The sequence below is a fragment of the Microbulbifer flavimaris genome, from assembly GCF_001641755.2.
GTDB lineage: Bacteria > Pseudomonadota > Gammaproteobacteria > Pseudomonadales > Cellvibrionaceae > Microbulbifer > Microbulbifer flavimaris.
The window spans coordinates 84,072-103,661 of the sequence record NZ_LRFG02000004.1 but is presented as its reverse complement, the minus strand read 5'-3'; the positions used below and the strand labels follow the sequence as shown (position 1 = coordinate 103,661).

At 60.6% G+C, this 19,590-nt stretch carries 17 protein-coding genes; 13 read left to right on the top strand and 4 right to left on the bottom strand.

The window, feature by feature from the left end; all coding sequences use genetic code 11:
• Positions 1–27: 27 nt before the first annotated feature.
• A complete protein-coding gene (locus AWR36_RS11880) occupies positions 28–312 on the bottom strand; it encodes a TfoX/Sxy family protein (protein ID WP_067085209.1) in 285 nt (94 codons plus the stop codon).
• A 271-nt stretch (positions 313–583) separates the two neighbouring features.
• On the opposite strand from AWR36_RS11880, the gene AWR36_RS11875 reads away from it, so the two are divergent.
• From AWR36_RS11875 to AWR36_RS11865, 3 genes are all read left to right on the top strand, one after another.
• Entirely contained in the window at positions 584–1,297 is a 714-nt protein-coding gene (locus tag AWR36_RS11875) for a M15 family metallopeptidase (protein WP_067104687.1), read from the top strand.
• Positions 1,273–2,136, top strand: coding sequence for a serine O-acetyltransferase (cysE, locus tag AWR36_RS11870; RefSeq protein WP_456299178.1), 864 nt, complete (start codon positions 1,273–1,275; stop codon positions 2,134–2,136). Before AWR36_RS11875 ends, cysE begins: the two co-directional genes overlap by 25 nt.
• Before the next feature lie 81 nt (positions 2,137–2,217).
• Entirely contained in the window at positions 2,218–2,739 is a 522-nt protein-coding gene (locus AWR36_RS11865; RefSeq protein ID WP_067085202.1) for a hypothetical protein, read from the top strand.
• A gap of 84 nt (positions 2,740–2,823) precedes the next feature.
• Here the strand turns inward: AWR36_RS11865 and ppa are convergent, their stop codons facing one another.
• On the bottom strand, positions 2,824–3,360 hold the full coding sequence (ppa, locus tag AWR36_RS11860; RefSeq protein WP_067085200.1) for an inorganic diphosphatase: 537 nt from the start codon (positions 3,358–3,360) through the stop codon (positions 2,824–2,826).
• Positions 3,361–3,575: 215 nt separating this feature from the next.
• Between ppa and AWR36_RS11855 the strand changes: the two genes are divergently transcribed.
• The 5 genes from AWR36_RS11855 (at position 3,576) to AWR36_RS11835 (ending at position 9,425) form a co-directional block, all read left to right on the top strand.
• Positions 3,576–4,949 (top strand): glutamine synthetase family protein, encoded by a 1,374-nt coding sequence (locus tag AWR36_RS11855; protein ID WP_067085197.1) that lies wholly within the window; start codon positions 3,576–3,578, stop codon positions 4,947–4,949.
• 19 nt (positions 4,950–4,968) lie between these two features.
• Positions 4,969–6,357, top strand: coding sequence for an aldehyde dehydrogenase family protein (locus AWR36_RS11850; protein WP_067085195.1), 1,389 nt, complete (start codon positions 4,969–4,971; stop codon positions 6,355–6,357).
• A 13-nt stretch (positions 6,358–6,370) separates the two neighbouring features.
• Positions 6,371–7,546 (top strand): iron-containing alcohol dehydrogenase, encoded by a 1,176-nt coding sequence (locus AWR36_RS11845; RefSeq protein WP_067085193.1) that lies wholly within the window; start codon positions 6,371–6,373, stop codon positions 7,544–7,546.
• A 51-nt stretch (positions 7,547–7,597) separates the two neighbouring features.
• Positions 7,598–8,191 carry a peptide-methionine (S)-S-oxide reductase MsrA gene (gene msrA, locus AWR36_RS11840; RefSeq protein WP_067085190.1) on the top strand — a complete coding sequence of 198 codons (594 nt, stop codon included), beginning with the start codon at positions 7,598–7,600 and terminating at the stop codon, positions 8,189–8,191.
• A gap of 229 nt (positions 8,192–8,420) precedes the next feature.
• Positions 8,421–9,425 carry an LLM class flavin-dependent oxidoreductase gene (locus AWR36_RS11835; RefSeq protein WP_067085187.1) on the top strand — a complete coding sequence of 335 codons (1,005 nt, stop codon included), beginning with the start codon at positions 8,421–8,423 and terminating at the stop codon, positions 9,423–9,425.
• Between the two features lie 241 nt (positions 9,426–9,666).
• On the opposite strand, the gene AWR36_RS11830 is transcribed toward AWR36_RS11835, so the two are convergent.
• Positions 9,667–10,929, bottom strand: a complete 1,263-nt coding sequence (locus AWR36_RS11830) for a 6-phosphofructokinase (protein ID WP_067085185.1) — start codon at positions 10,927–10,929, stop codon at positions 9,667–9,669.
• 164 nt (positions 10,930–11,093) lie between these two features.
• Between AWR36_RS11830 and mpl the strand changes: the two genes are divergently transcribed.
• The 4 genes from mpl to AWR36_RS11810 all read left to right on the top strand — a co-directional run bounded on the left by mpl (position 11,094) and on the right by AWR36_RS11810 (position 16,192).
• Positions 11,094–12,485, top strand: coding sequence for a UDP-N-acetylmuramate:L-alanyl-gamma-D-glutamyl-meso-diaminopimelate ligase (gene mpl, locus AWR36_RS11825; RefSeq protein WP_067085182.1), 1,392 nt, complete (start codon positions 11,094–11,096; stop codon positions 12,483–12,485).
• 127 nt (positions 12,486–12,612) lie between these two features.
• Positions 12,613–13,227: a flavin prenyltransferase UbiX gene (locus tag AWR36_RS11820; protein WP_067085593.1), complete on the top strand. Its 615-nt coding sequence runs from the start codon at positions 12,613–12,615 to the stop codon at positions 13,225–13,227.
• Positions 13,224–13,499 (top strand): SelT/SelW/SelH family protein, encoded by a 276-nt coding sequence (locus tag AWR36_RS11815; RefSeq protein ID WP_197409267.1) that lies wholly within the window; start codon positions 13,224–13,226, stop codon positions 13,497–13,499. The genes AWR36_RS11820 and AWR36_RS11815 overlap by 4 nt, the downstream gene beginning before the upstream one ends.
• A 101-nt stretch (positions 13,500–13,600) precedes the next feature.
• On the top strand, positions 13,601–16,192 hold the full coding sequence (locus AWR36_RS11810; protein WP_067085180.1) for an efflux RND transporter permease subunit: 2,592 nt from the start codon (positions 13,601–13,603) through the stop codon (positions 16,190–16,192).
• A gap of 88 nt (positions 16,193–16,280) precedes the next feature.
• Here the strand turns inward: AWR36_RS11810 and AWR36_RS11805 are convergent, their stop codons facing one another.
• Positions 16,281–17,810 carry a tryptophan halogenase family protein gene (locus tag AWR36_RS11805; protein WP_096866655.1) on the bottom strand — a complete coding sequence of 510 codons (1,530 nt, stop codon included), beginning with the start codon at positions 17,808–17,810 and terminating at the stop codon, positions 16,281–16,283.
• 153 nt (positions 17,811–17,963) lie between these two features.
• Here AWR36_RS11805 and AWR36_RS11800 point away from each other — a divergent pair, with 153 nt between their 5' ends.
• A complete protein-coding gene (locus tag AWR36_RS11800) occupies positions 17,964–19,520 on the top strand; it encodes a tryptophan halogenase family protein (protein ID WP_067085178.1) in 1,557 nt (518 codons plus the stop codon).
• Positions 19,521–19,590: the final 70 nt, after the last annotated feature.

The following is a 19,590-nucleotide window of genomic DNA, read 5'->3' as shown; positions in this document are numbered from 1 at the left end:
AAGGCGGCGGGTAGTTTTTGCCTCGGGTTAGCGCCTGCCCATGGAAGACAGGTGGCGGTCGGCCTCACTGGCCAGCCTGGCCTTCAGGTCCGGATCCAGGTCATTCCAGTGCACGTCCAGCAGGGCGCCTTGAAGGGCGTAGAGGAGCACCCGGGAGGCGTTGATGCCGCGGCTGCGGATACTGATAAATGCTTCCACCGGCCCGACGCGGTGCAGGTCATCGCGGGAGCGTATCCCGACCGAATGCAGAATATTGACGGAGGCGAGGCCCAGGTTCTTGAGCTGCAGGAGTTCAGACTGGTTCGTGTGCATGAGTGATATCCCTATCCTGATTCCACGGGCAACCGGTTGCACGGTTTCGCTCGGTCACATCCTGTGTCCGGCGAGCCAACATAACATACTTGTTTGAAAGGCTAAAACTCCACCGTTTTTGCAATTAAAAAACATTCTCAAATCGATTTAGGGTTCGGCTCCTGCGGCATTTCCGGCGCGCCGGGGTGATTGATTTGTTACAGTAAACGGCATTGAGCCTGTGTACTGAAGAATAGGTTTTACCCTACATCTGGCAAGTCTGGAGCCGCTGATGTTAACCGCACCCCTTGAACGCATGTTGTTCGGACTCAGCGACGATCATGTGATCCTGGAGCCCGGCTCAGGCCAGCTGATGCACCCGGAAGCTCTGGTCGCCTTTCAGCGGCTCGGTGAAGATGCGCGCGATGTCGGCTTTGATCCACAGGTGGTGTCGGGTTTTCGCAGTTTTGATCGCCAGCAGACCATCTGGAATCGCAAGGCGCGCGGCGAGCGGCCGCTGCTGGACAGTGCCGGGGAGCCTCTCGATTTCGAAAAACTCGCTGCCGAGGACGTGGTGTTTGCCATTCTGCGCTGGTCGGCGCTGCCCGGTGGTTCACGGCACCACTGGGGAACGGACTTTGATGTGGTCGATGTCGCCGCCATGCCGGATAATTACCAGCCTCAGCTGACACCACAGGAAGTCTGCGACGAGGGACTTTTTGGTCCTTTCCACTGCTGGCTCGACGAACGTATCGCCGCCGGCGAAAGCTACGGCCTGTTCCGACCCTACGCAGAGGATCGCGGCGGTGTGGCACCGGAGCGCTGGCACCTGAGTTACGCACCGGCGGCGCTGGAACTGCAGGCGCTGCTGACTGTGGAGCGACTGGGAGAACGGGTTCGCAAGAGCAGCCTGGAGCTGGGCGAAACCGTCCTTGAGCATCTGGATGCTATCTTTGAGCGTTTCGTGCAGGTGCCGCTACAGTGCTATCCACCACAGAATTCATAGAGCGAGGATCGCTTATCAACGGCGATATTGAACAGCGGGATATCTGGAATGCCATGCGTGCCGAGGCCAGCGAGGTGGCCGCGGGTGAGCCGGTGCTGGCCAGCTATTTCCACAACACTATCCTGCGCCACAAGTCCCTGAATGACGCGCTCGCCTATCAGCTGGCGTCGGTTCTGGACCACAACGCCCTGACGGCGACGGCGCTGCAGGAGGTGATCGCCGAGGCGCTGTCGCAGGATGTCAGTATCGGCCGCTGCATGCAGGCGGATATCTGTGCCTGGTACGACCGGGACCCGGCCTGCGACCAGTACATAACGCCCTTTCTTTACTTCAAAGGCTTCCACGCGCTGCAGTCGCACCGCATCGCCCACTGGCTCTGGCAGCAGGGCCGGCGCACGCTGGCGCTGTATTTCCAGAGTCGTGTATCGGAGCAGTTTGCCGTTGATATCCACCCGGCCGCCCGTTTTGGTTGCGGTATCATGATCGACCACGCGACCGGCCTGGTGGTGGGGGAGACCTGTGTCGTGGAGGATGACGTGTCGATCCTGCACTCCGTGACCCTGGGTGGCAGTGGCAGTGGTGGTGGCGACCGCCATCCGAAAATTGGACGCGGGGTGATGATCGGTGCCGGTGCCAAGATTCTGGGGCCGGTGCGCATCGGCACTGGAGTGAAAGTTGCCGCAGGCAGCCTGGTGCTGTCGGATGTGGCGGAACACAGCACCGTGGCCGGTGTGCCCGCCCGCCAGGTGGGCGGACTCACGGCCGCCGCCCCCGCTTACACCATGGACCAGACACTGGATGCCAGCGATTCGGATGAAAGCACTGATGAGCACCGCTGAGCGCTGGGCAGCGCTCACGGATAGGCCGAAAAATTACGAGAACAATAAAACGCCCCACCAGGGGTAAGGAGAGGAGAGCCCATGTCGGAGCTTCGCTACAGCGTGATCTTTCGCGGGGACCTGGAACCGGGTTATACCGCAACTGATGTTCGAGCCAACCTCGCCCGCCTGTTCAAGGCCGGGCCGGAGACTATCGAAAAACTGTTCAGCGGCCGCCCGCTGGCGATCAAGAAAAACCTCACTGACAGCCAGGCCCGGCAGCTCCAGGCGACGCTGGCAAAAAACGGTGCCCAGTCGACCCTGAAACCAGAAGGGCAGCCCGCCACAGCGGCTGCCTCCCAGCCCGCGGCGCCCGCACCCCAGTCTGAGCCGCCAGCGGCACCGGCAGAGCCAGCGCCGGCTGCGGCCAGTGGGCCCGACTGGTCCATCGCGCCAATGGAGGGCAATCTGGTGAAGGATCATGAGCGGGAGAAAAAGGAGGCGGTGCAAGTCGAGGTGAACCACCTGAGCCTGAAGCCCGCCGAAGGGGACCTGCTGGAAGAAGGGGAGCGGGAGCGCAAGCCTGCAGCGGCGGTTGCTGTGCCGGACTGGCAGCTGGACTGAACGACGGGCGGGCTCGTCCAGATCATCACCCATAAAAAAACCGGCCTCAGGCCGGTTTTTTTATGGGTTGGCTGACAGTTGCGATCAGCCTTCCTCTTTCAGGTAGCGCTCGCGGGAGGCCATCACTTCCTTGCGTGCCGCTTCAGCATCGGCCCAGCCGTCTACTTTCACCCACTTGCCTGCTTCCAGGGCTTTGTAGTTCTCGAAGTAGTGCTCGATCTGCTTGACCAGCAGCTCCGGCAGGTCGCCGATTTCCTGTACGTGGTCGTACAGTTTGGTCAGCTTGGTGTGCGGTACCGCCAGCAGCTTGGCGTCAACGCCTGATTCGTCGGTCATGTTCAGGACACCGATCACGCGGGAGCGGATCACGGAGCCGACCATTACCGGGTAGGGCGCAACAACCAGCACGTCCAGGGGGTCGCCGTCTTCAGACAGGGTCTGCGGCACGTAGCCGTAGTTGGCCGGGTAGAACATGGGGGTGGCGACGAAACGGTCTACGAATACAGCGTCGGAATCCTTGTCCACCTCGTACTTGATCGGGTCGTGGTTGGCCGGGATTTCGATGATGACGTTGATGTCGCTGGGCAGGTCGTTACCTGCGGGGATCTTGTCGAAGCTCATTGCTGGTCCTGACTGAAAGGGTGGTCGAAATTTGGGAGCGCGGATTATAAACCCTGCGCCGCGCCCCGGAAAGCCGCCCCATTGACGGGAGTTCATTCACTCAAACGCGGTTTTGGCGGCAGTTTGTTGTCTTTTGGTGTCTCTTCGCGCATTGCCGCGGGTGGTCGCGTCTATCCTGTACCGGGTCGATAACAACAAAAGAGGCACGGACGGCCATGCTCGATCCGCGATCCATCCGCACTGCCAGTGAGGCCCGCGCCATCGTCGAGGAGCGCAACCTCACCCACATCAAGGTGGGGCTGTTTGATAACGACGGCGTCATGCGCGGCAAATATATGAGCCGCGAGAAGTTCTTCTCCTCCCTGGAGCACGGCTTTTCCTTCTGCGATGTGGTGTTGGGCTGGGATGTAAAGGACCAGCTCTACGACAATACCCAGTACACCGGTTGGCACACCGGCTATCCGGATGCCCCGGTTCGTATCCTGCCGGAGACCTGTCGCGATGTGCCCTTTGAAGGCGGCATGCTGCTGTTTCTGGCAGAGTTCGACCTGCAGGCTGAGGCTGTGTGCCCCCGGGCGACGCTGCGCCGCATCATCGAACGCTGCCAGAGCGCCGGCTTCGAGCCCTTCGGCGCACTGGAATATGAGTTCTTCCTGTTCGATGAAACCCCGGACAGCGCCCGTGAGAAAGGTTTCCGCAACCTGAAGCCCTTCACGCCGGACTGGTTCGGCTACTCGATGATCCGCAATTCTGTCCACGCAGAGCTCTACCGGCAGATCCTCGATGTGGCGGAGCGCATGGATTTCCCCATCGAGGGCCTGCACACCGAGACGGGCCCCGGGGTGCTGGAGGCGGCGATTGCCGTGGATGGCGCTGCCGCAGCCGCGGACAAAGCGGCGCTGTTCAAGACCTTTATCAAGGTGCTGGCGCAGCGCAACGGCTTGATGGCCACGTTTATGGCCAAGTGGTCCGGGGACTATCCCGGCCAGAGCGGGCACATCCACCTGTCCCTGCGAGATCGCGACAGCGGCCACTCCGCCTTCTTCGACCCAGAACATCCGCAGAACATGAGCGCCGTGCAGCGGCATTTCGTTGCCGGGCAGCAGCGCCTGATGCCGGAGTTCCTCAGCATGATGGCCCCAACGGTCAACAGCTATCGCCGCCTGGTGCCGGGGTTCTGGGCGCCAACAGACGCCACCTGGGGTATCGAAAACCGCACCACCGCCCTGCGGGTCATTCCGGGCAGCGACAAGTCACAAAGGGTGGAATACCGCCTCGGCGCCGCCGATGCCAACCCTTACCTGGCGCTGGCGGCCGCACTGGGCTCCGGTCTTTACGGCGTATTACAGCAGTGGGAGCCGGCAGAGCCGGTGGCTGGTAACGCCTATGCCCTGGAGCAACCGGAAGAGATTGCACTTCCGCGCACGCTGTGGGAATCCGCCCAGGCATTGCGTGGCTCCGATGCCGCCCGCGAGCTGTTTGGGGGCGCCTTCGTCGACCACTTCGCGGCCAGCCGCGAGTGGGAAGAGCGGGAGTATCGCCGTCATGTGAGCGATTGGGAGCTGGATCGCTACTTCGAGATTATCTGATCACCCGCGAGGCCCCTCCATGACCACCCTGCAATGCCTGTCGCCGGTTGATGGTTCCCTTTACGTCGAGCGCCCCCTGGCTGCGGAGGGGGATATCCGCCAGGCACTGGATGCTGCCGTCCGTGCCCAGCCTTTCTGGCGTAACACGCCGCTGGCGGATCGGGTGGCACTGGTGCGCAGGGCGGTGGAAATTTTTGTCGACCGCAAGGAAGAGCTGGGGCCGGAACTCACCTGGATGATGGGGCGGCCGATTCGGTTTGCCAGTGGCGAGATACTCGGCTTTGCCGAGCGCGCTCACTATATGGCGGACATTGCCGAAGCTGCGCTGGCGGATATCCGGCTGCCGGAAAAAGAGGGCTTCGAGCGCTTTATCCGCCGCGAACCACTGGGCATTTCGCTGGTGATTGCACCGTGGAATTACCCCTACCTGACTGCAGTGAATGCGGTGGTGCCCGCTCTGCTGGCCGGTAATGCGGTGATACTCAAGCACTCGGCCCAGACGCCGCTTTGTGCCGAGCGGATGGTGGAAGCGTTCATCGAGGCCGGTTTGCCAGCCGGGGTTATCCAGTATTTACACCTGAGTCACGGCAACACAGAACGCCTTATCAGTGCGCCGGAAATCAACCACGTCGCTTTTACTGGCTCGGTGCCCGGCGGTGCCATGGTTGAGCGTGTAGCTGCCGGGCGTTTCATCCATGTGGGGCTCGAACTGGGAGGCAAGGATCCCGCCTACGTTCGCGCGGATGCTGATCTGGAGGCTTCCGTGGCCAGTGTGGTGGATGGGGCCTATTTCAATTCCGGGCAGTCCTGCTGCGGCATCGAGCGGCTCTATGTGCACGAGAGCCTTTTTGACGACTTCGTGCAACGGGCCGTGGCGCTGGTAAAGGATTATCGTCTTGGCCGCCCGGATGAAGCGGATACCACACTGGGGCCGCTAGTGCGCACTGCCGCCGCAGACTTTGTGCGCGGGCAGATCGACGAGGCGCTTTCCGCCGGCGCACGCGCCCATATCGATCCGGTGGCTTTTCCCGCGGATCGCCCGGGTACGCCCTACCTGGCGCCGCAGCTTCTGACCGAAGTGAATCACGAGATGCGGGTGATGCGGGAGGAATCCTTTGGCCCGGTGCTGGGGGTGCAGCCGGTGCGAGATGATGAAGAGGCGATTGCACTGATGAATGACAGTGACTTCGGCCTTACCAGCGCCATCTACAGTCGGGACATCGATGCTGCGAGGACCATCGGTGAGCGCTTGCAAACCGGTACCGTGTTACTGAACCGCTGCGACTATCTGGACCCGGCTCTGGCCTGGACGGGCGTCAAACAGTCCGGCCGCGGTTGCACACTTTCCACTGTTGGTTACGAACATCTGACCCGTCCCAAATCTTTCCACCTGAAGAAGCGGCCCTAGGCCTCTGATAGCTATGGATACTCAACGTTTTCACAATAACTGGAACTACCCGACGGCGATGCGCGTCGGGCCGGGCCGCATCACCGACCTCGCCGATACCTGTGTGGCGCTGGGTATTCGCGCCCCCCTGTTGGTGACGGACCCGGGGCTCGCAGATCTGCCGATGGTGGAACGGGCGATGGGGCTCTGCTCAGCGGCTGGCCTGAAGGTGGGGCTTTTCAGCAGTGTCAAAGGTAATCCCAACGGGAAAAATGTCGCGGATGGTGTCGAGGCGCTGCGGGTCGGGTGGCACGATGGCGTCATTGCCATGGGCGGTGGCTCGGCACTGGATGCGGGCAAGGCCATCGCGCTGATGGTGGGGCAGCGTCGGCCCATCTGGGACTTTGAGGATGTGGGGGACAATTTCCTGCGAGTTGACGAGTCCGGCATGGTGCCGGTGGTCGCCGTGCCAACGACAGCAGGCACCGGATCCGAGGTGGGGCGCTCGTCCGTGATCACCGATGAGGAAGCGCAGCTCAAGCGCATCATCTTTCATCCCAAGATGCTCCCGGCCACCGTGATCCTGGACCCGGAGCTGACGCTGGGACTTCCCTCTGCCATCACTGCCGCTACTGGCATGGATGCCCTGTCACACAACCTGGAGGCCTTCTGCGCACCCGCATTTCACCCCATGGCGGAAGGTATCGCCCTCGAGGGTATCCGGTTGGTCAAGGAATACCTGCCGAGGGCTGTGGCGGATGGCAGTGACCTGGAGGCTCGGCAGCAAATGCTGGTGGCCTCGAGTATGGGCGCTACTGCTTTCCAGCGCGGCCTCGGTGCAATGCACGCACTGGCCCATCCGATCGGCGCCCTGTACGACAAGCATCACGGCACCATCAACGCGATATTGATGCCCTATGTGCTGCAGGCCAATCGTGAAGTTATCGGTGAGCCCATGGTGCGTCTGGCCCGTTACCTGGATCTGGACGGATCGGGGGTGGATGCCGTTCTGCACTGGGTGCTGGCGTTGCGGGAGATGATCGGTATTCCCAACAGCCTCGGGGAAATCGACATCGATAGTGCGCAGGCGCAAAGAGTGGGGGAGATGGCGGCAGTCGATCCCTCCGCTGGCAGTAACCCGATCCCTTTCGATGCCGCGGCTTATCGGGATATCTTTTCCCGTGCCTGCAGTGGCGCACTGAACCTGTAACAATTCTGCGCGTATACAGACAAACAGGAAAAGAGCGAACTGGAGGTGAAGATGCGCAGGCTGATTGCAATTGGGCTGCTAACCATGGCGGCGCTGGTCAGTGCCCAGGAGTCGGACGGGAATATTCAGACCGCCGTTTTTGCCGGCGGCTGTTTCTGGTGCATGGAACCGCCCTACGACAAACTCGATGGTGTGCTCAAGACTACCTCTGGCTACAGCGGCGGCAAGGTGCCTAACCCAACCTATGAGCAGGTCTCCGGTGGTGGTACCGGTCACGCCGAGGTGGTGCAGATCACCTATGACGCCGACAAAATCAGTTACCAGCAGTTGCTGGATGTGTTCTGGAAAAATGTGGATCCGCTGGATGGCGGCGGCCAGTTCTGTGATCGCGGTGACCATTACCGGAGTGCGGTTTTTTACGGCAATGCCGAAGAGAAGCGGCTGGCGGAGGCGAGCAAGCAGCGAGTAGCACAGCAGCTGGGCAAGTCCATCGCCACTCAGGTCGTGCCAGAGGCGACCTTCTATCCGGCAGAGCGCTATCACCAGGATTACTACCAGCGCAATCCGGTCCGTTACAAGTACTACCGGTACCGCTGTGGGCGGGACCAGAGGTTAGAGGAAGTATGGGGCAGTCAGGACTCGTAACCTCCGATCTCACCGAAAGTACGAAAACGAGTCAACAGGCTCGTTTTTTTTACGTGCCCTGTTGTGGGGAGTGGCATTCCGATAGGTGGCTCTTTTTCTGAAAGCCCGCGGTTGGGTTCCCTGGCGGTGTGTTTTCCGTTGTCTTTGAAATTGAGGTGCCCGGCAAGTTAGCCTGTATTGCCCGCTTTATCTGCCTTCAGGGATTCTCTTCAAGCCGCCGGGAGCTCTTGTGCAAACTTATTCCCTCCTCGATCTGTCCCCAATCACCGAAGATGGAGATGCGAGTCGCGCTCTGCGCAATTCCCTCGAGCTGGCACAGCATGCAGAGCGCTTCGGCTATCGGCGCTTCTGGATGGCGGAGCACCACAATATGGCGGGTGTTGCCAGTGCGGCTACGGCGGTGGCGCTGGGTTATATCGCGGCGGGCACAGAGAGAATTCGTGTCGCTGCCGGCGGTGTGATGTTGCCCAATCACGCACCGCTGGTGATCGCCGAGCAGTTCGGGACCCTCGCCGCTGTCTATCCGGGTCGGGTGGACCTTGGTCTGGGTCGGGCACCCGGTACTGACGGTGCCACCATGATGGCGCTTCGGCGCGATCCCACTACCGCTGCCGATCATTTTCCCGAGGATGTGCAGGAGCTGCTGCACTATTTTGCGCCCGCACAACCCGGGCAAAAGGTGCAGGCAGTACCCGGTGAAGGATTGAAAGTACCGGTCTGGCTATTGGGTTCCAGTCTTTACAGTGCCCAATTGGCAGCGGCACTGGGCCTGCCGTTCGCATTTGCCTCGCATTTTGCCCCGGCGATGCTGGATCAGGCCCTGCACCTGTACCGCGAGCGTTTCGAACCCTCGGAATATCTGCAGAAACCCTACGCGGCGGCGGCGATCAATGTGTTTGCCGCGGAAACGGGTGCAGAAGCGCGGCGGCTGATGACATCTATCGAGCAGCAGTTTATCGCCCTGCGTCGCGGTACTCCGGGGCCGCTCAAGCCGCCAGTGGATGACCCGGAAAGCATCGGTCCGGCAATGGAGCGAAAGCAGGTGGCACAGGCCCTGGCAGAGACTGCGGTGGGGGATCGGGAGAGCGTGGCGGCGTGGATCGATCGATTTCTCGCGCGGACCGGGGTCGACGAGCTTATCGTGACCGGGGCCATGTACGATCACGCCGCGCGGTTAAAATCGTTCCGTATCGCCGGGGAAATCCTGGCAGAGCGCGTGGGCGAGGAGCGCTAAAGTTAAAAGAAATCGCAGAGAGCACAATGTTGTTGGGTCAGTTGAACCTCCCGCGAAGGTGGCGATGCCGGGTATAGCTTTGTGAGACCTTCACCGCCACGGATGGCGGTGCAGAGCCCCCAGGGAGGGGTTTACGGCGTGTCTCACAAAGCTATACCCGGTAGCGGCACCGCCCACCAGGTTCGTTAGGCGGGCAACGGTACGCGACGGCAGCTTTTGAAAGATCGAGAGGACCTGTCGCTTAACCCTTGAAGGTGTCTTGCAGTTTCTTGTCCACCAGCACCTTCTTCAACTTCGCATACTGCGGCACACCATTCTTGAATGGCGGGTAGTCCTCGCCCTGGATCAGCGGCAGCAAGTAGTCGCGGCCAGCCTGGGTGATGCCGAATCCATCTTCGCTGATGTATTCCTTCGGCATCATCTTTTCCACATTGGCCACCTCGGACAGCGGTGCTTCGCCCACTGACCAGCCGTATTCCGGCCCCTGGTCGCGGACGATACAGGGCATGATGGCATTTTTGCCATCTAGGGCCATTTCGACTGCGGCGCGGCCAACGGCATAGGCCTGGGAGACGTCAGTGGCGGAGGCAATATGGCGGGCGGCGCGCTGCAGGTAGTCGGCCAGTGCCCAGTGATATTTCAGACCCAGCTCATCCTTGACCATGTTGGCCAGGGTCGGGGCAACGCCACCCAGCTGCTTGTGACCGAAGGCGTCGGTGGTGCCGGCGTCGGCCAGGAAAGTGCCGTCGGCGTACTGGGCACCCTCCGAAGCCACGATCACGCAATAGCCCTTTTCGGCCACGGTGTCCTGTACTTTCTTCAGGAACTTCTCTTTGTCGAACGCCACTTCCGGGAACAGGATGATGTGGGGCGCATCCCCTTCCTGCTGCTGGGCCAGTGCGCCCGCGGCCGCGATCCAGCCGGCATGGCGACCCATGACCTCGAGAATGAATACCTTGGTGGAGGTGGCGCACATGGAGGCCACGTCCAGTGCTGCTTCCATGGTGGAGACCGCCACATACTTGGCCACGGAGCCAAAGCCCGGGCAGTTGTCGGTGTGGGGCAGGTCATTATCGACGGTCTTGGGGATGTGGATCGCCTGGATCGGGTAGCCCATGGTTTCGGAGAGCTGGGAAACCTTCAGGCAGGTGTCGGCGGAGTCGCCGCCGCCGTTATAGAAGAAATAGCCGATATCGTGGGCCTTGAACACCTCGATCAGGCGCTCGTATTCTGCGCGGTTTTCTTCAAGGCTTTTCAGCTTGTAGCGGCAGGAACCAAATGCGCCGGAAGGGGTGTGGCGCAGGGCCGCAATGGTCTCGACGTCCTCCTGGTTCACATCGATCAGCTCTTCGTGCAGGGCGCCCAGGATACCGTTGCGCCCGGCATACACGTGACCGATTTTGTCGCTGTGTTCGCGAGCTGCTTCGATCACGCCACAGGCAGAGGCGTTGATAACGGCGGTAACGCCGCCGGATTGGGCGTAAAAGGCGTTCTTTTTCGACATGGTCATCCTGCAGGGGGGTTGAGGCTGGCAATTTCGGGGGCGGAGTCTAATGGAATCAGGGCGTAAATGCACCGACTCTGCACGCTCGGGGTGTGCCTGTTCCGGGTCTAATATGTGGCCACATGGTAAGCTTGCGGCCATTGAGAGGAGCTTTCGACACCCCTATGCATATTCACATTCTAGGTATCTGCGGCACTTTTATGGGCAGTCTCGCCCAGTTGGCGGTCGCGGAGGGCCACAAGGTCACCGGCAGCGACGCCAATGTCTATCCGCCCATGAGCACCCAGCTGGAACAGGCGGGTATCGCGCTGACCGAGGGTTACGACCCCACGCAGCTGGAGCCGGCCCCGGACCTGGTGATCATCGGCAATGCCCTGTCGCGGGGGAACCCGGCAGTGGAGGCGGTCTTGGAGCAGGGCCTGCCGTACACTTCTGGTGCCCAGTGGCTGTGCGACCACTTCCTGGGCGGGCGCTGGGTGCTGGCGGTCTCCGGTACCCACGGCAAGACCACCACGGCCAGCATGCTGGCCTGGGTTCTCGAGCATGCCGGCATGAAACCCGGCTTCCTGATCGGCGGCGTGCCGCGCAATTTCGACGTCTCGGCCCGCCTTGGGGAAAGCTCCTTTTTCGTAGTGGAGGCGGACGAATACGACACCGCCTTCTTCGACAAGCGCTCCAAGTTTGTCCACTACCGGCCGCGGACCCTGGTTATCAACAACCTGGAGTTCGATCACGCGGACATTTTCCCCGACCTTGCTGCGATCCAGCGGCAGTTCCACCACCTGGTGCGCACGGTACCGGGCAATGGCCTGATCGTCGCCGCTGCCGAAGACAACGTGGAGCAGGTGCTGGAGCAGGGCTGCTGGACCGAAGTGCAGCGTTTCGCTACCGAGGCGGAGGATGGCGTGCGCCTGGGTGACTGGTGTGCGGTGGATGTGGCCGCTGATGGCAGTTCCTTTGCGGTGCAGTTCCGCGGCGCGGAGATCGCGCGTGTCCAGTGGGCGCACACGGGTATGCACAATGTGCGCAATGGCCTGGCCGCCATGGCGGCGGCCCGCCACGTGGGGGTGGACCCGGAGGTGGCGGCCGAGGCGCTGGCCAGCTTTGAGGGAGTCAAGCGGCGGATGGAATGCCTGGGAGAGGTCGGTGGCGTGCGGGTCTATGACGATTTTGCCCACCACCCCACCGCCATCGAGTCCACCCTCAACGGCCTGCGGGCTAGGGTGGGGCAGGACAAGATCATTGCCCTGATTGAACCGCGCTCCAACACCATGCGTATGGGTATCCACCAGAATCAGCTGTCACGGGCCTGTGCCGGCGCCGACCTGGTGCTCTGGTATCAGCCGGAGGGCATGAACTGGTCCCTCGGCGATGTGGTTAACCATTCCAGTGTACCGGCAAAGATTTTCGACAACATCGACGCTGGGGTAGAATCCGCGGTCAATCTGGCCGAGCCCGGTACCCATATCGTTGTTATGAGTAACGGCGGCTTTGGCGGAATCCACCAGCGGCTGCTGGCCGTGCTGGAGCAGAAGCGCGATCCGTCCGGGGCCTGATGAGCCCGGGGAGGCTGTTATAAACCCCGGGTTGTAATACCAGGGCTTTTGATTGAGGGGCACAACAGGCTCCCGGGTAGAGACAGAATTGGCCGAAGCAGCTTTTTCCAAGACCGTCACACTCGCCATGACCGGCGCCTCCGGGGCTCAGTACGGCCTGCGCCTGCTGCAGTGTCTGCTGGCTGCCGATGTGCGTGTGTGGCTGTTGTTATCCGATGCCGCGCGGGTGGTGATCGACACCGAGACGGACTGCCAGTTGCCACAGCACGATGACGACACTGCGGTCGTGGCTTTCCTGGCGGACCGCTTCAATGCGAAAGAAGGCCAGCTGAAACTATTCGGCAAGCGGGACTGGTTCTCGCCGGTGGCCTCCGGCACGGGCAGTCCGGCCAGCATGGTGATCTGCCCCGCGAGCGGTGGCACCCTGTCCGCGATTGCCTGTGGGGCCTCCAACAACCTGATCGAGCGGGCCGCTGACGTGGCCCTGAAAGAGCGCCGCCAGCTGATACTGGTCCCCCGTGAGGCTCCTTATTCAGAGATTCACCTGGAGAACATGCTCAAGTTGACCCGTATGGGTGCAATGGTACTGCCGGCAAGCCCCGGGTTTTACCAGCGGCCGCGGACCCTGGAGGACCTGGTGGATTTCGTGGTCGCACGGCTGCTGGATCAGCTGGGTGTCGAACAGGGCCTGCTGCCCCGCTGGGGTGAGCCGGGCTCGGTTGGTGAGGCACCGCAGCGGTGAAACCCTCGGTCACCATCCGCTACTGCAGCCAGTGCAACTGGATGCTGCGGGCGACCTGGATGGCCCAGGAGCTGCTGCATACGTTTGCCGGGGATCTCCGCGGTGTGACCCTGGAGCCCGTGACCGGCGGAGCCTTCGAGATTCTCGTCAATGACGAGTTGCTGTGGGAGCGCAAACGGGATGGTGGATTTCCATCCGCAAAGGAACTAAAACGCCGCCTGCGGGATCTGTTGTTCCCGGATCGCGAGTTGGGGCACCTGGACAGGCCCTGATACCTTGACCCATTGGAGACCGGCGGCCAGTTTGCCGCGATTGCACCTTTCTGCCTGCCCGGCGGGACGGTGATAAGAATTCTTACCGTAAGCGAATCTTTATGCTGTCTGCTTTCAAGACCACCTATGAGAACCTGGTCACCCGGCACCCGAAAGGCGTGCTGGTGTTCGTTGCGCTGCTGACCATTGCAGCGGCTTTCGGCCTGCCGCGGTTCAAAATCGACGCTTCCGCCGACTCCCTCACGCTGGAGGCGGATGAGGCCCTGGATTACTACCGTGAGATCGCCGAGCGGTACGCCAGTGGCGATTTCCTGGTAGTGACATACCGCTACAAGCAGGGCGACCTGTTCGATGAGGCTTCCCTCAACACCCTGCGCAAGTTGCGCGATGAGCTGGCCCAGGTGCAGGGGGTCGAGAGTGTTCAGACCATCCTCGATGTGCCGCTACTGTACAGCCCGAAACCGGAAATCTCCGAGCTGGCCGATGGTATCCGCACGCTCTCCACGCCCGGAACCGACAAAGACGAAGCCAGGCAGGAGTTTCTCTCCAGCCCCATTTACCGGGACCTGATCCTGAGCCCGGATGGCCAGACCACCGCCCTGCTGGTGAACCTGGAGCTGGATCGTCGTGGCCTGGAACTGGTGCGCGAACGGGATGCCCTGCGCCGCCAGCGCGACAGCGAGGGGCTGACTGAATCCGAGGCTGCGCGACTCGAGGAGGTGAGCGCAACCTACCTTAAGCACCGCACCGAGCAGGACCTGATCTCCCGGGAGCGGGTGGAAGTGGTGCGCGGTATCCTCGACAGCTACAAGGGCGAAGCAGAACTCTTCCTCGGCGGTGTGTCCATGATCACCGCCGACATGATTGCCTTCATCAAGAGCGACCTGGTGGTGTTCGGAGCGGGTATTCTGCTGTTTATCATCATCACGTTGCTGATTATCTTCCGGCAGGTACGCTGGGTTCTGCTGCCGCTCAGTACCTGTATCGTTACCGCGGTGGTGATGTTGGGGCTGTTGAGCTGGCTGGACTGGCGCCTGACGGTCATCTCTGCCAACTTCGTGGCGCTGCTGCTGATTATCACCCTGGCGATCACCATTCACCTTTCGGTACGTTACCGGGAGTTCGCCGCCCAGAACCCCGAGTGGGATCGGCGTCGCCTGGCGCTGGAGGCAGTGCGCTTCATGGCCAAGCCGTGCCTGTACACAGCGCTGACCACGATTGTGGCTTTCGCTTCCCTGGTGGTGAGCGGTATCCGGCCGGTAATCGACTTCGGCTGGATGATGACCATCGGTGTGGCGCTGGCGCTGGTGTTGTCGTTCCTGATTATCCCGACGGTTCTGATGCTGCTGCCCAAGCGTACCGAGGGGCTCGGCCAGGACAATTCCCACGCGTTTACCCTGTTGTTTTCCCGTGTTGCCGAGCGCCGTCGTGCGCTGGTGTTGCTGGTGGCCGCAGCTGCCGCCGTCATCGGAGCCGTGGGTGCGACGCAACTCAAGGTGGAAAACCGCTTCATCGATTACTTCGACAGTTCCACGGAAATTTACCAGGGCATGCTGGTGATTGACCGGCGCCTGGGCGGAACCGTAACCCTGGACATCATTCTCGATAAGCCCCAGGTGGACGAGCCCGCTTTTGAAGGGGAAGAGGATCCGTTCGCCATGGATGCCGAAGGCGAGGGCGGAGAAGCGGGAGATCCGTTTGCGGCTGAAGATCCCTTTGCGTCTGATGACCCCTTCGCCGCGGAATCCGAAACCGTGGAACCCAGCTACTGGTTCACCGTCGCCGGTCTGTCAAAGATTGAGCGGTTGCACAATTTCCTCGAGCGCCAGCCGGAAATTGGCAAGGTGCAGTCGCTGGCGACTCTGTACAAGGTGGCCCGCGACCTGAATGGCGGTGCGCTCAATGATTTCGAGCTGGCCGTTGCCCGCACCGGCCTGCCGGCAGAAATTAATGAAGTGCTGGTGGAGCCGTACCTCTCCATTGAACACAGCCAGGCCCGAATTACCCTGCGGGTGATGGAGACTGACCCCAATCTGCGCCGGGATGAGTTGATCCAGCGCATCTACGATTACGCCCACGACGACATGGGCATTGCGCCGGAAAATATCCGTCAAACCGGTCTGCTGGTGCTGTACAACAACATGCTGCAGAGCCTGTTCAAGTCGCAGATCCTGACTCTGGGGGCTGTGTTTGTCGGTATCCTGCTGATGTTCCTGGTGCTGTTCCGCTCGCTGTCGATCGCGATCATCGCCCTGGTTCCCAATATGCTGGCGGCGGCAGTGGTGCTTGGGGGCATGGGGCTGGCCGGTATTCCGCTGGATATGATGACCATCACCATTGCGGCTATTACCGTAGGCATCGGCGTGGACCATGCGATTCACTACCTGTACCGGTTCCGCAGTGAATTTGCCAAGGACGGGGACTACGTGGCGACCATGCATCGCAGTCATGCGACGATCGGCCGCGCGATGTTTTACACCGCCATTACGATTATTGCCGGCTTCTCCATTCTGGCGCTGTCCAAGTTCGTGCCGTCGATTTATTTCGGTCTGCTGACAGCCCTGGCCATGTCCGCAGCGCTGCTGGGTTCACTGACCCTGCTGCCGCTACTACTGCTGATCTTCAAGCCTCTGAGATCCCCGGAGGCGCCGGGAAAGCCTGAACTGGTGGGCGAGGGGCTCGCCAGAGCCTGATCGCCCGAGCCTTTTCTTCGGGGAACTGAAGGACGGCGGCTGCGGGGCACAGGAAGGCGCCCCTCAACGCAGCTCTGTCTCCCTCAAGCTAAGCGGGCTCGGCTTCTTGCCGTGCCAGCGACAGCTGATCCAGCTGCGCCTGATGTGAACGGAATCGGTTCAGGTTGCCGGTGCAGAAGCGCCGCACCTCCTCGCTTTCCTGCTGAAGGCCTGTGTCGGCCCGGCGCAGATTTTTCGGAAAGCGCCCCATCCCGGCCAGCAGCGAATACCAGCTGGCCCTCGAGTACACCAGCTCCTCCCCTGCTTGATCCAGCATGTGGTCGACATCGCTGTTTTTGTCCCAGCAATCGATCAGCGCCCGGAGCCGGTCAGAGATCACAATCTCTTCGCGGGCGGCACGCCAGTAGGGCGTATCGTCACGGCTGTTGAGTTTGTAGTGCCCGGCCACGTAATCGAGCACACCGTCAAAGAGGCGGTTGATGCGCTGGTTGAAGACCTTTTCCCGAGACGCATGATCGACCTCGGGCCTCCCCGGGCTGAATGCCTCCAGAAAATGCTCGATGGTGAACTGCACCAGCATCAGTGCAGTGGCTTCCAGCGGCTCGATAAAACCCTGTGAAAGCCCGACACCGAGGCAGTTACCTTGCCAGTGCTCTTCCACCCGGCCCACTTTCATTCGCAGGTGATTGACCTGTGCTGAGTCGGGCAAGGCGAGGGTTTTACGCAGTTCGCTTTCGGCGCCATCGGCGGACAGGAACCGGTCGCTGTAGACATAACCACAGCCAGTGCGATTCTGCAGCGGGATACGCCACATCCAGCCACTGGATAGCCCCTCTGAGATCGTTTCCGAGAGCAGGGGTGCGTGGTCATCCCGCGGGATCTGAACCGTGACAGCCGCATTATTGAATAGCGTTTCGTGGAATGGGCGGAACTGGTAGCCGGGTGCGCTCCCGAGAAGCAGGGCACGAAAACCGGAACAGTCGACAAAGAAGTCGGCGGGGTGGCGGCCGGTATCCTCTGCTGTAACGGCTTCAATCGTTTCGCCTTTTCTTTCCACGCTGGAGATGGTGTCGACGATATGTCTTACGCCCGCGGACTTGGCCCTGTCGCGCAGAAAGCGTCCCAGCAATCCGGCATCAAAGTGGTAGCCATAGTCCAGTTCAAACGGTAGTGGCTGCTCCGGCAGCGGGGCGTAAGCATTTGATGACAAAAATGGCGCATGGAAAAAATCTGTTGGGTTGGCGGGAGCATCGAGGCCACTCCGCCGCAGGCTGGCATTGTTGAAAAACACCTGTCCGATTTCGCGATCCAGTGGCGAAAAGAAGGGGTGATAGTAAGACTCATAGCCAGGAACCGTCGACCAGTGTGGAAAGCGGATACCACACTTGTAAGTCGCATTGCAGGCGGGCATCCACTCCGACTCGGCAATACCCAGCGTCTTGAAAAAGCCCTTCAGGTAGGGGGTGCTGCCCTCACCGACGCCGATTGTGCCAATGGCGTCCGACTCCAGCAGGGTAATGGAGACTTTCCGGTCACCCCATTTATGGGCCATCAGGTTTGCAGCCATCCAGCCCGCGGTTCCGCCCCCGACGATCAAAATAGAAAATGGCTTTTTCAACTCGGTTTCCCCCGGGGAGCGACGGTTCCCACTGTTGCGTAACAGTGGCAAACTTAACAACGAAAGTAGGGCTTTCCTGGGTGCAGTGCCCGACAACAAGAACAAATTACAACACCAGTTTGTTGCTGGTACAACGCCACATCGGGGGCAGTTTTGGACACAATAAGAAATATAGTCATTGTCGGCGGTGGAACGGCCGGCTGGCTGGTGGCGGCCTCCCTGGCGAAGCAGCTCAATATCCTTGCAGACCCCGAGACCACGATTACATTGGTAGAGTCGCCGGATACGCCGACAATTGGCGTTGGCGAGGGCACCTGGCCCACCATGCGCAATACACTGAAGCGCATCGGAATCGACGAAACGGATTTTATTCGCGAGTGCGACGTGTCTTTCAAACAGGGCACCCAGTTTGTGAATTGGCACAAGCTGAATCGGGATGGCTCCGATGCAGCCTACTATCATTCTTTCGAACTGCCACATACGCAGTGGCGTACCGCACCGGGGCCCTACTGGCACTATCTGCAGTCAGAGATCGGCCTGCCATATGCCGATGCCATTTCGGTGCAGCCAGAGGCCTGCCGCGGAAACTTCGCCCCCAAGACGATGGCAACACCGACCTATGAGGGTCTGCTCAATTACGCTTACCATCTGGACGCGGGGAAATTCGCCCGCATGTTGCAGCGCGTGGCCACCTCAGATCTCGGTGTGCAGCATGTCTCCGCGCATATAGAGCGCGCTAACCTCAGCAAAGATGGTTACATCGCGTCACTCTCGACCCGGGAAGCGGGGGATATCGATGGCGATTTCTTTGTGGATTGCAGCGGTTTTACCGCTTTATTGATAGATGGCACCTACGACATTCCCTTTCGCTCAGTGAGCGACAAGCTGTTCGTCAATAGTGCCATCGCCATACAGATGCCCTACCAATCAGCGGCAGAACCGATTGCCAGCCCCACGATTTCCACTGCCCAGCAGGCAGGATGGATCTGGGATATTGGCCTGCATTCGCGGCGTGGCACCGGTCATGTCTACAGTGATGATTTCATCAGTGATGACGAGGCGGAGGACCAACTCCGCCGTTACCTGGGGCCCGGAAGTGAGCAGCTGGATGCTAAACGGATCAAGATGCGCTTGGGTTACCGGGAGAAAGTCTTTCACAAGAACTGTGTGGCCGTTGGCCTGTCGGCAGCTTTTCTCGAGCCGTTGGAGGCGAGTGCGATCTTCCTGATCGAGGCCTCCTGCAATATGCTCGGTGAGCTGTTTCCCCGTAATCGAGCCATGCTGGAGTTACTGGAAAAGAGGTACAACGCCTCCTTTATCAGCCGCTGGAACAGCGTGGTCGATTTCATCAAACTGCACTACTTCCTGAGTGGGCGCACTGACTCCGAGTTCTGGATCGAAAACACCAGACCTGAAACCGCACCAGATTCCCTGAAAGAATACCTGGAGTTCTGGCGCTACTACCCACCGAGCCGTTTTGACCTATCGAGCAGTCTCGAGCCGTTTGTGCGGGAGAGCTATGAATTTATTCTGTTCGGTATGGGGTACGGCCACTACCAGCAGTCGAACCCCGCTCGCCTGCCGCATCTCGAATATGCCCGAGAGAACTTTGCCCGTATCGCGCAGATGCGCAGTGAGGTTCCCTCACAACTGGTGACCAATCGCCGGCTTCTGGACCAGCTCAAGGATTTCCGTTTCCAGAGTATCTGAAGTGGAAACGCAGCCATAAAAAAACCGGCGCTGTGCGCCGGTTTTTTTTGGCTGGAATCCGGCTCCGGTG

What these genes read in the sequence shown, in the direction of transcription:
- AWR36_RS11880 (WP_067085209.1), bottom strand. Translation starts at nt 312, where the DNA reads ATGCACACGAACCAGTCTGAACTCCTGCAGCTCAAGAACCTGGGCCTC.
- AWR36_RS11875 (WP_067104687.1), top strand. Translation starts at nt 584, where the DNA reads ATGTTAACCGCACCCCTTGAACGCATGTTGTTCGGACTCAGCGACGAT.
- AWR36_RS11865 (WP_067085202.1), top strand. Translation starts at nt 2,218, where the DNA reads ATGTCGGAGCTTCGCTACAGCGTGATCTTTCGCGGGGACCTGGAACCG.
- ppa (WP_067085200.1), bottom strand. Translation starts at nt 3,360, where the DNA reads ATGAGCTTCGACAAGATCCCCGCAGGTAACGACCTGCCCAGCGACATC.
- AWR36_RS11855 (WP_067085197.1), top strand. Translation starts at nt 3,576, where the DNA reads ATGCTCGATCCGCGATCCATCCGCACTGCCAGTGAGGCCCGCGCCATC.
- AWR36_RS11850 (WP_067085195.1), top strand. Translation starts at nt 4,969, where the DNA reads ATGACCACCCTGCAATGCCTGTCGCCGGTTGATGGTTCCCTTTACGTC.
- AWR36_RS11845 (WP_067085193.1), top strand. Translation starts at nt 6,371, where the DNA reads ATGGATACTCAACGTTTTCACAATAACTGGAACTACCCGACGGCGATG.
- msrA (WP_067085190.1), top strand. Translation starts at nt 7,598, where the DNA reads ATGCGCAGGCTGATTGCAATTGGGCTGCTAACCATGGCGGCGCTGGTC.
- AWR36_RS11830 (WP_067085185.1), bottom strand. Translation starts at nt 10,929, where the DNA reads ATGTCGAAAAAGAACGCCTTTTACGCCCAATCCGGCGGCGTTACCGCC.
- mpl (WP_067085182.1), top strand. Translation starts at nt 11,094, where the DNA reads ATGCATATTCACATTCTAGGTATCTGCGGCACTTTTATGGGCAGTCTC.
- AWR36_RS11820 (WP_067085593.1), top strand. Translation starts at nt 12,613, where the DNA reads ATGACCGGCGCCTCCGGGGCTCAGTACGGCCTGCGCCTGCTGCAGTGT.
- AWR36_RS11810 (WP_067085180.1), top strand. Translation starts at nt 13,601, where the DNA reads ATGCTGTCTGCTTTCAAGACCACCTATGAGAACCTGGTCACCCGGCAC.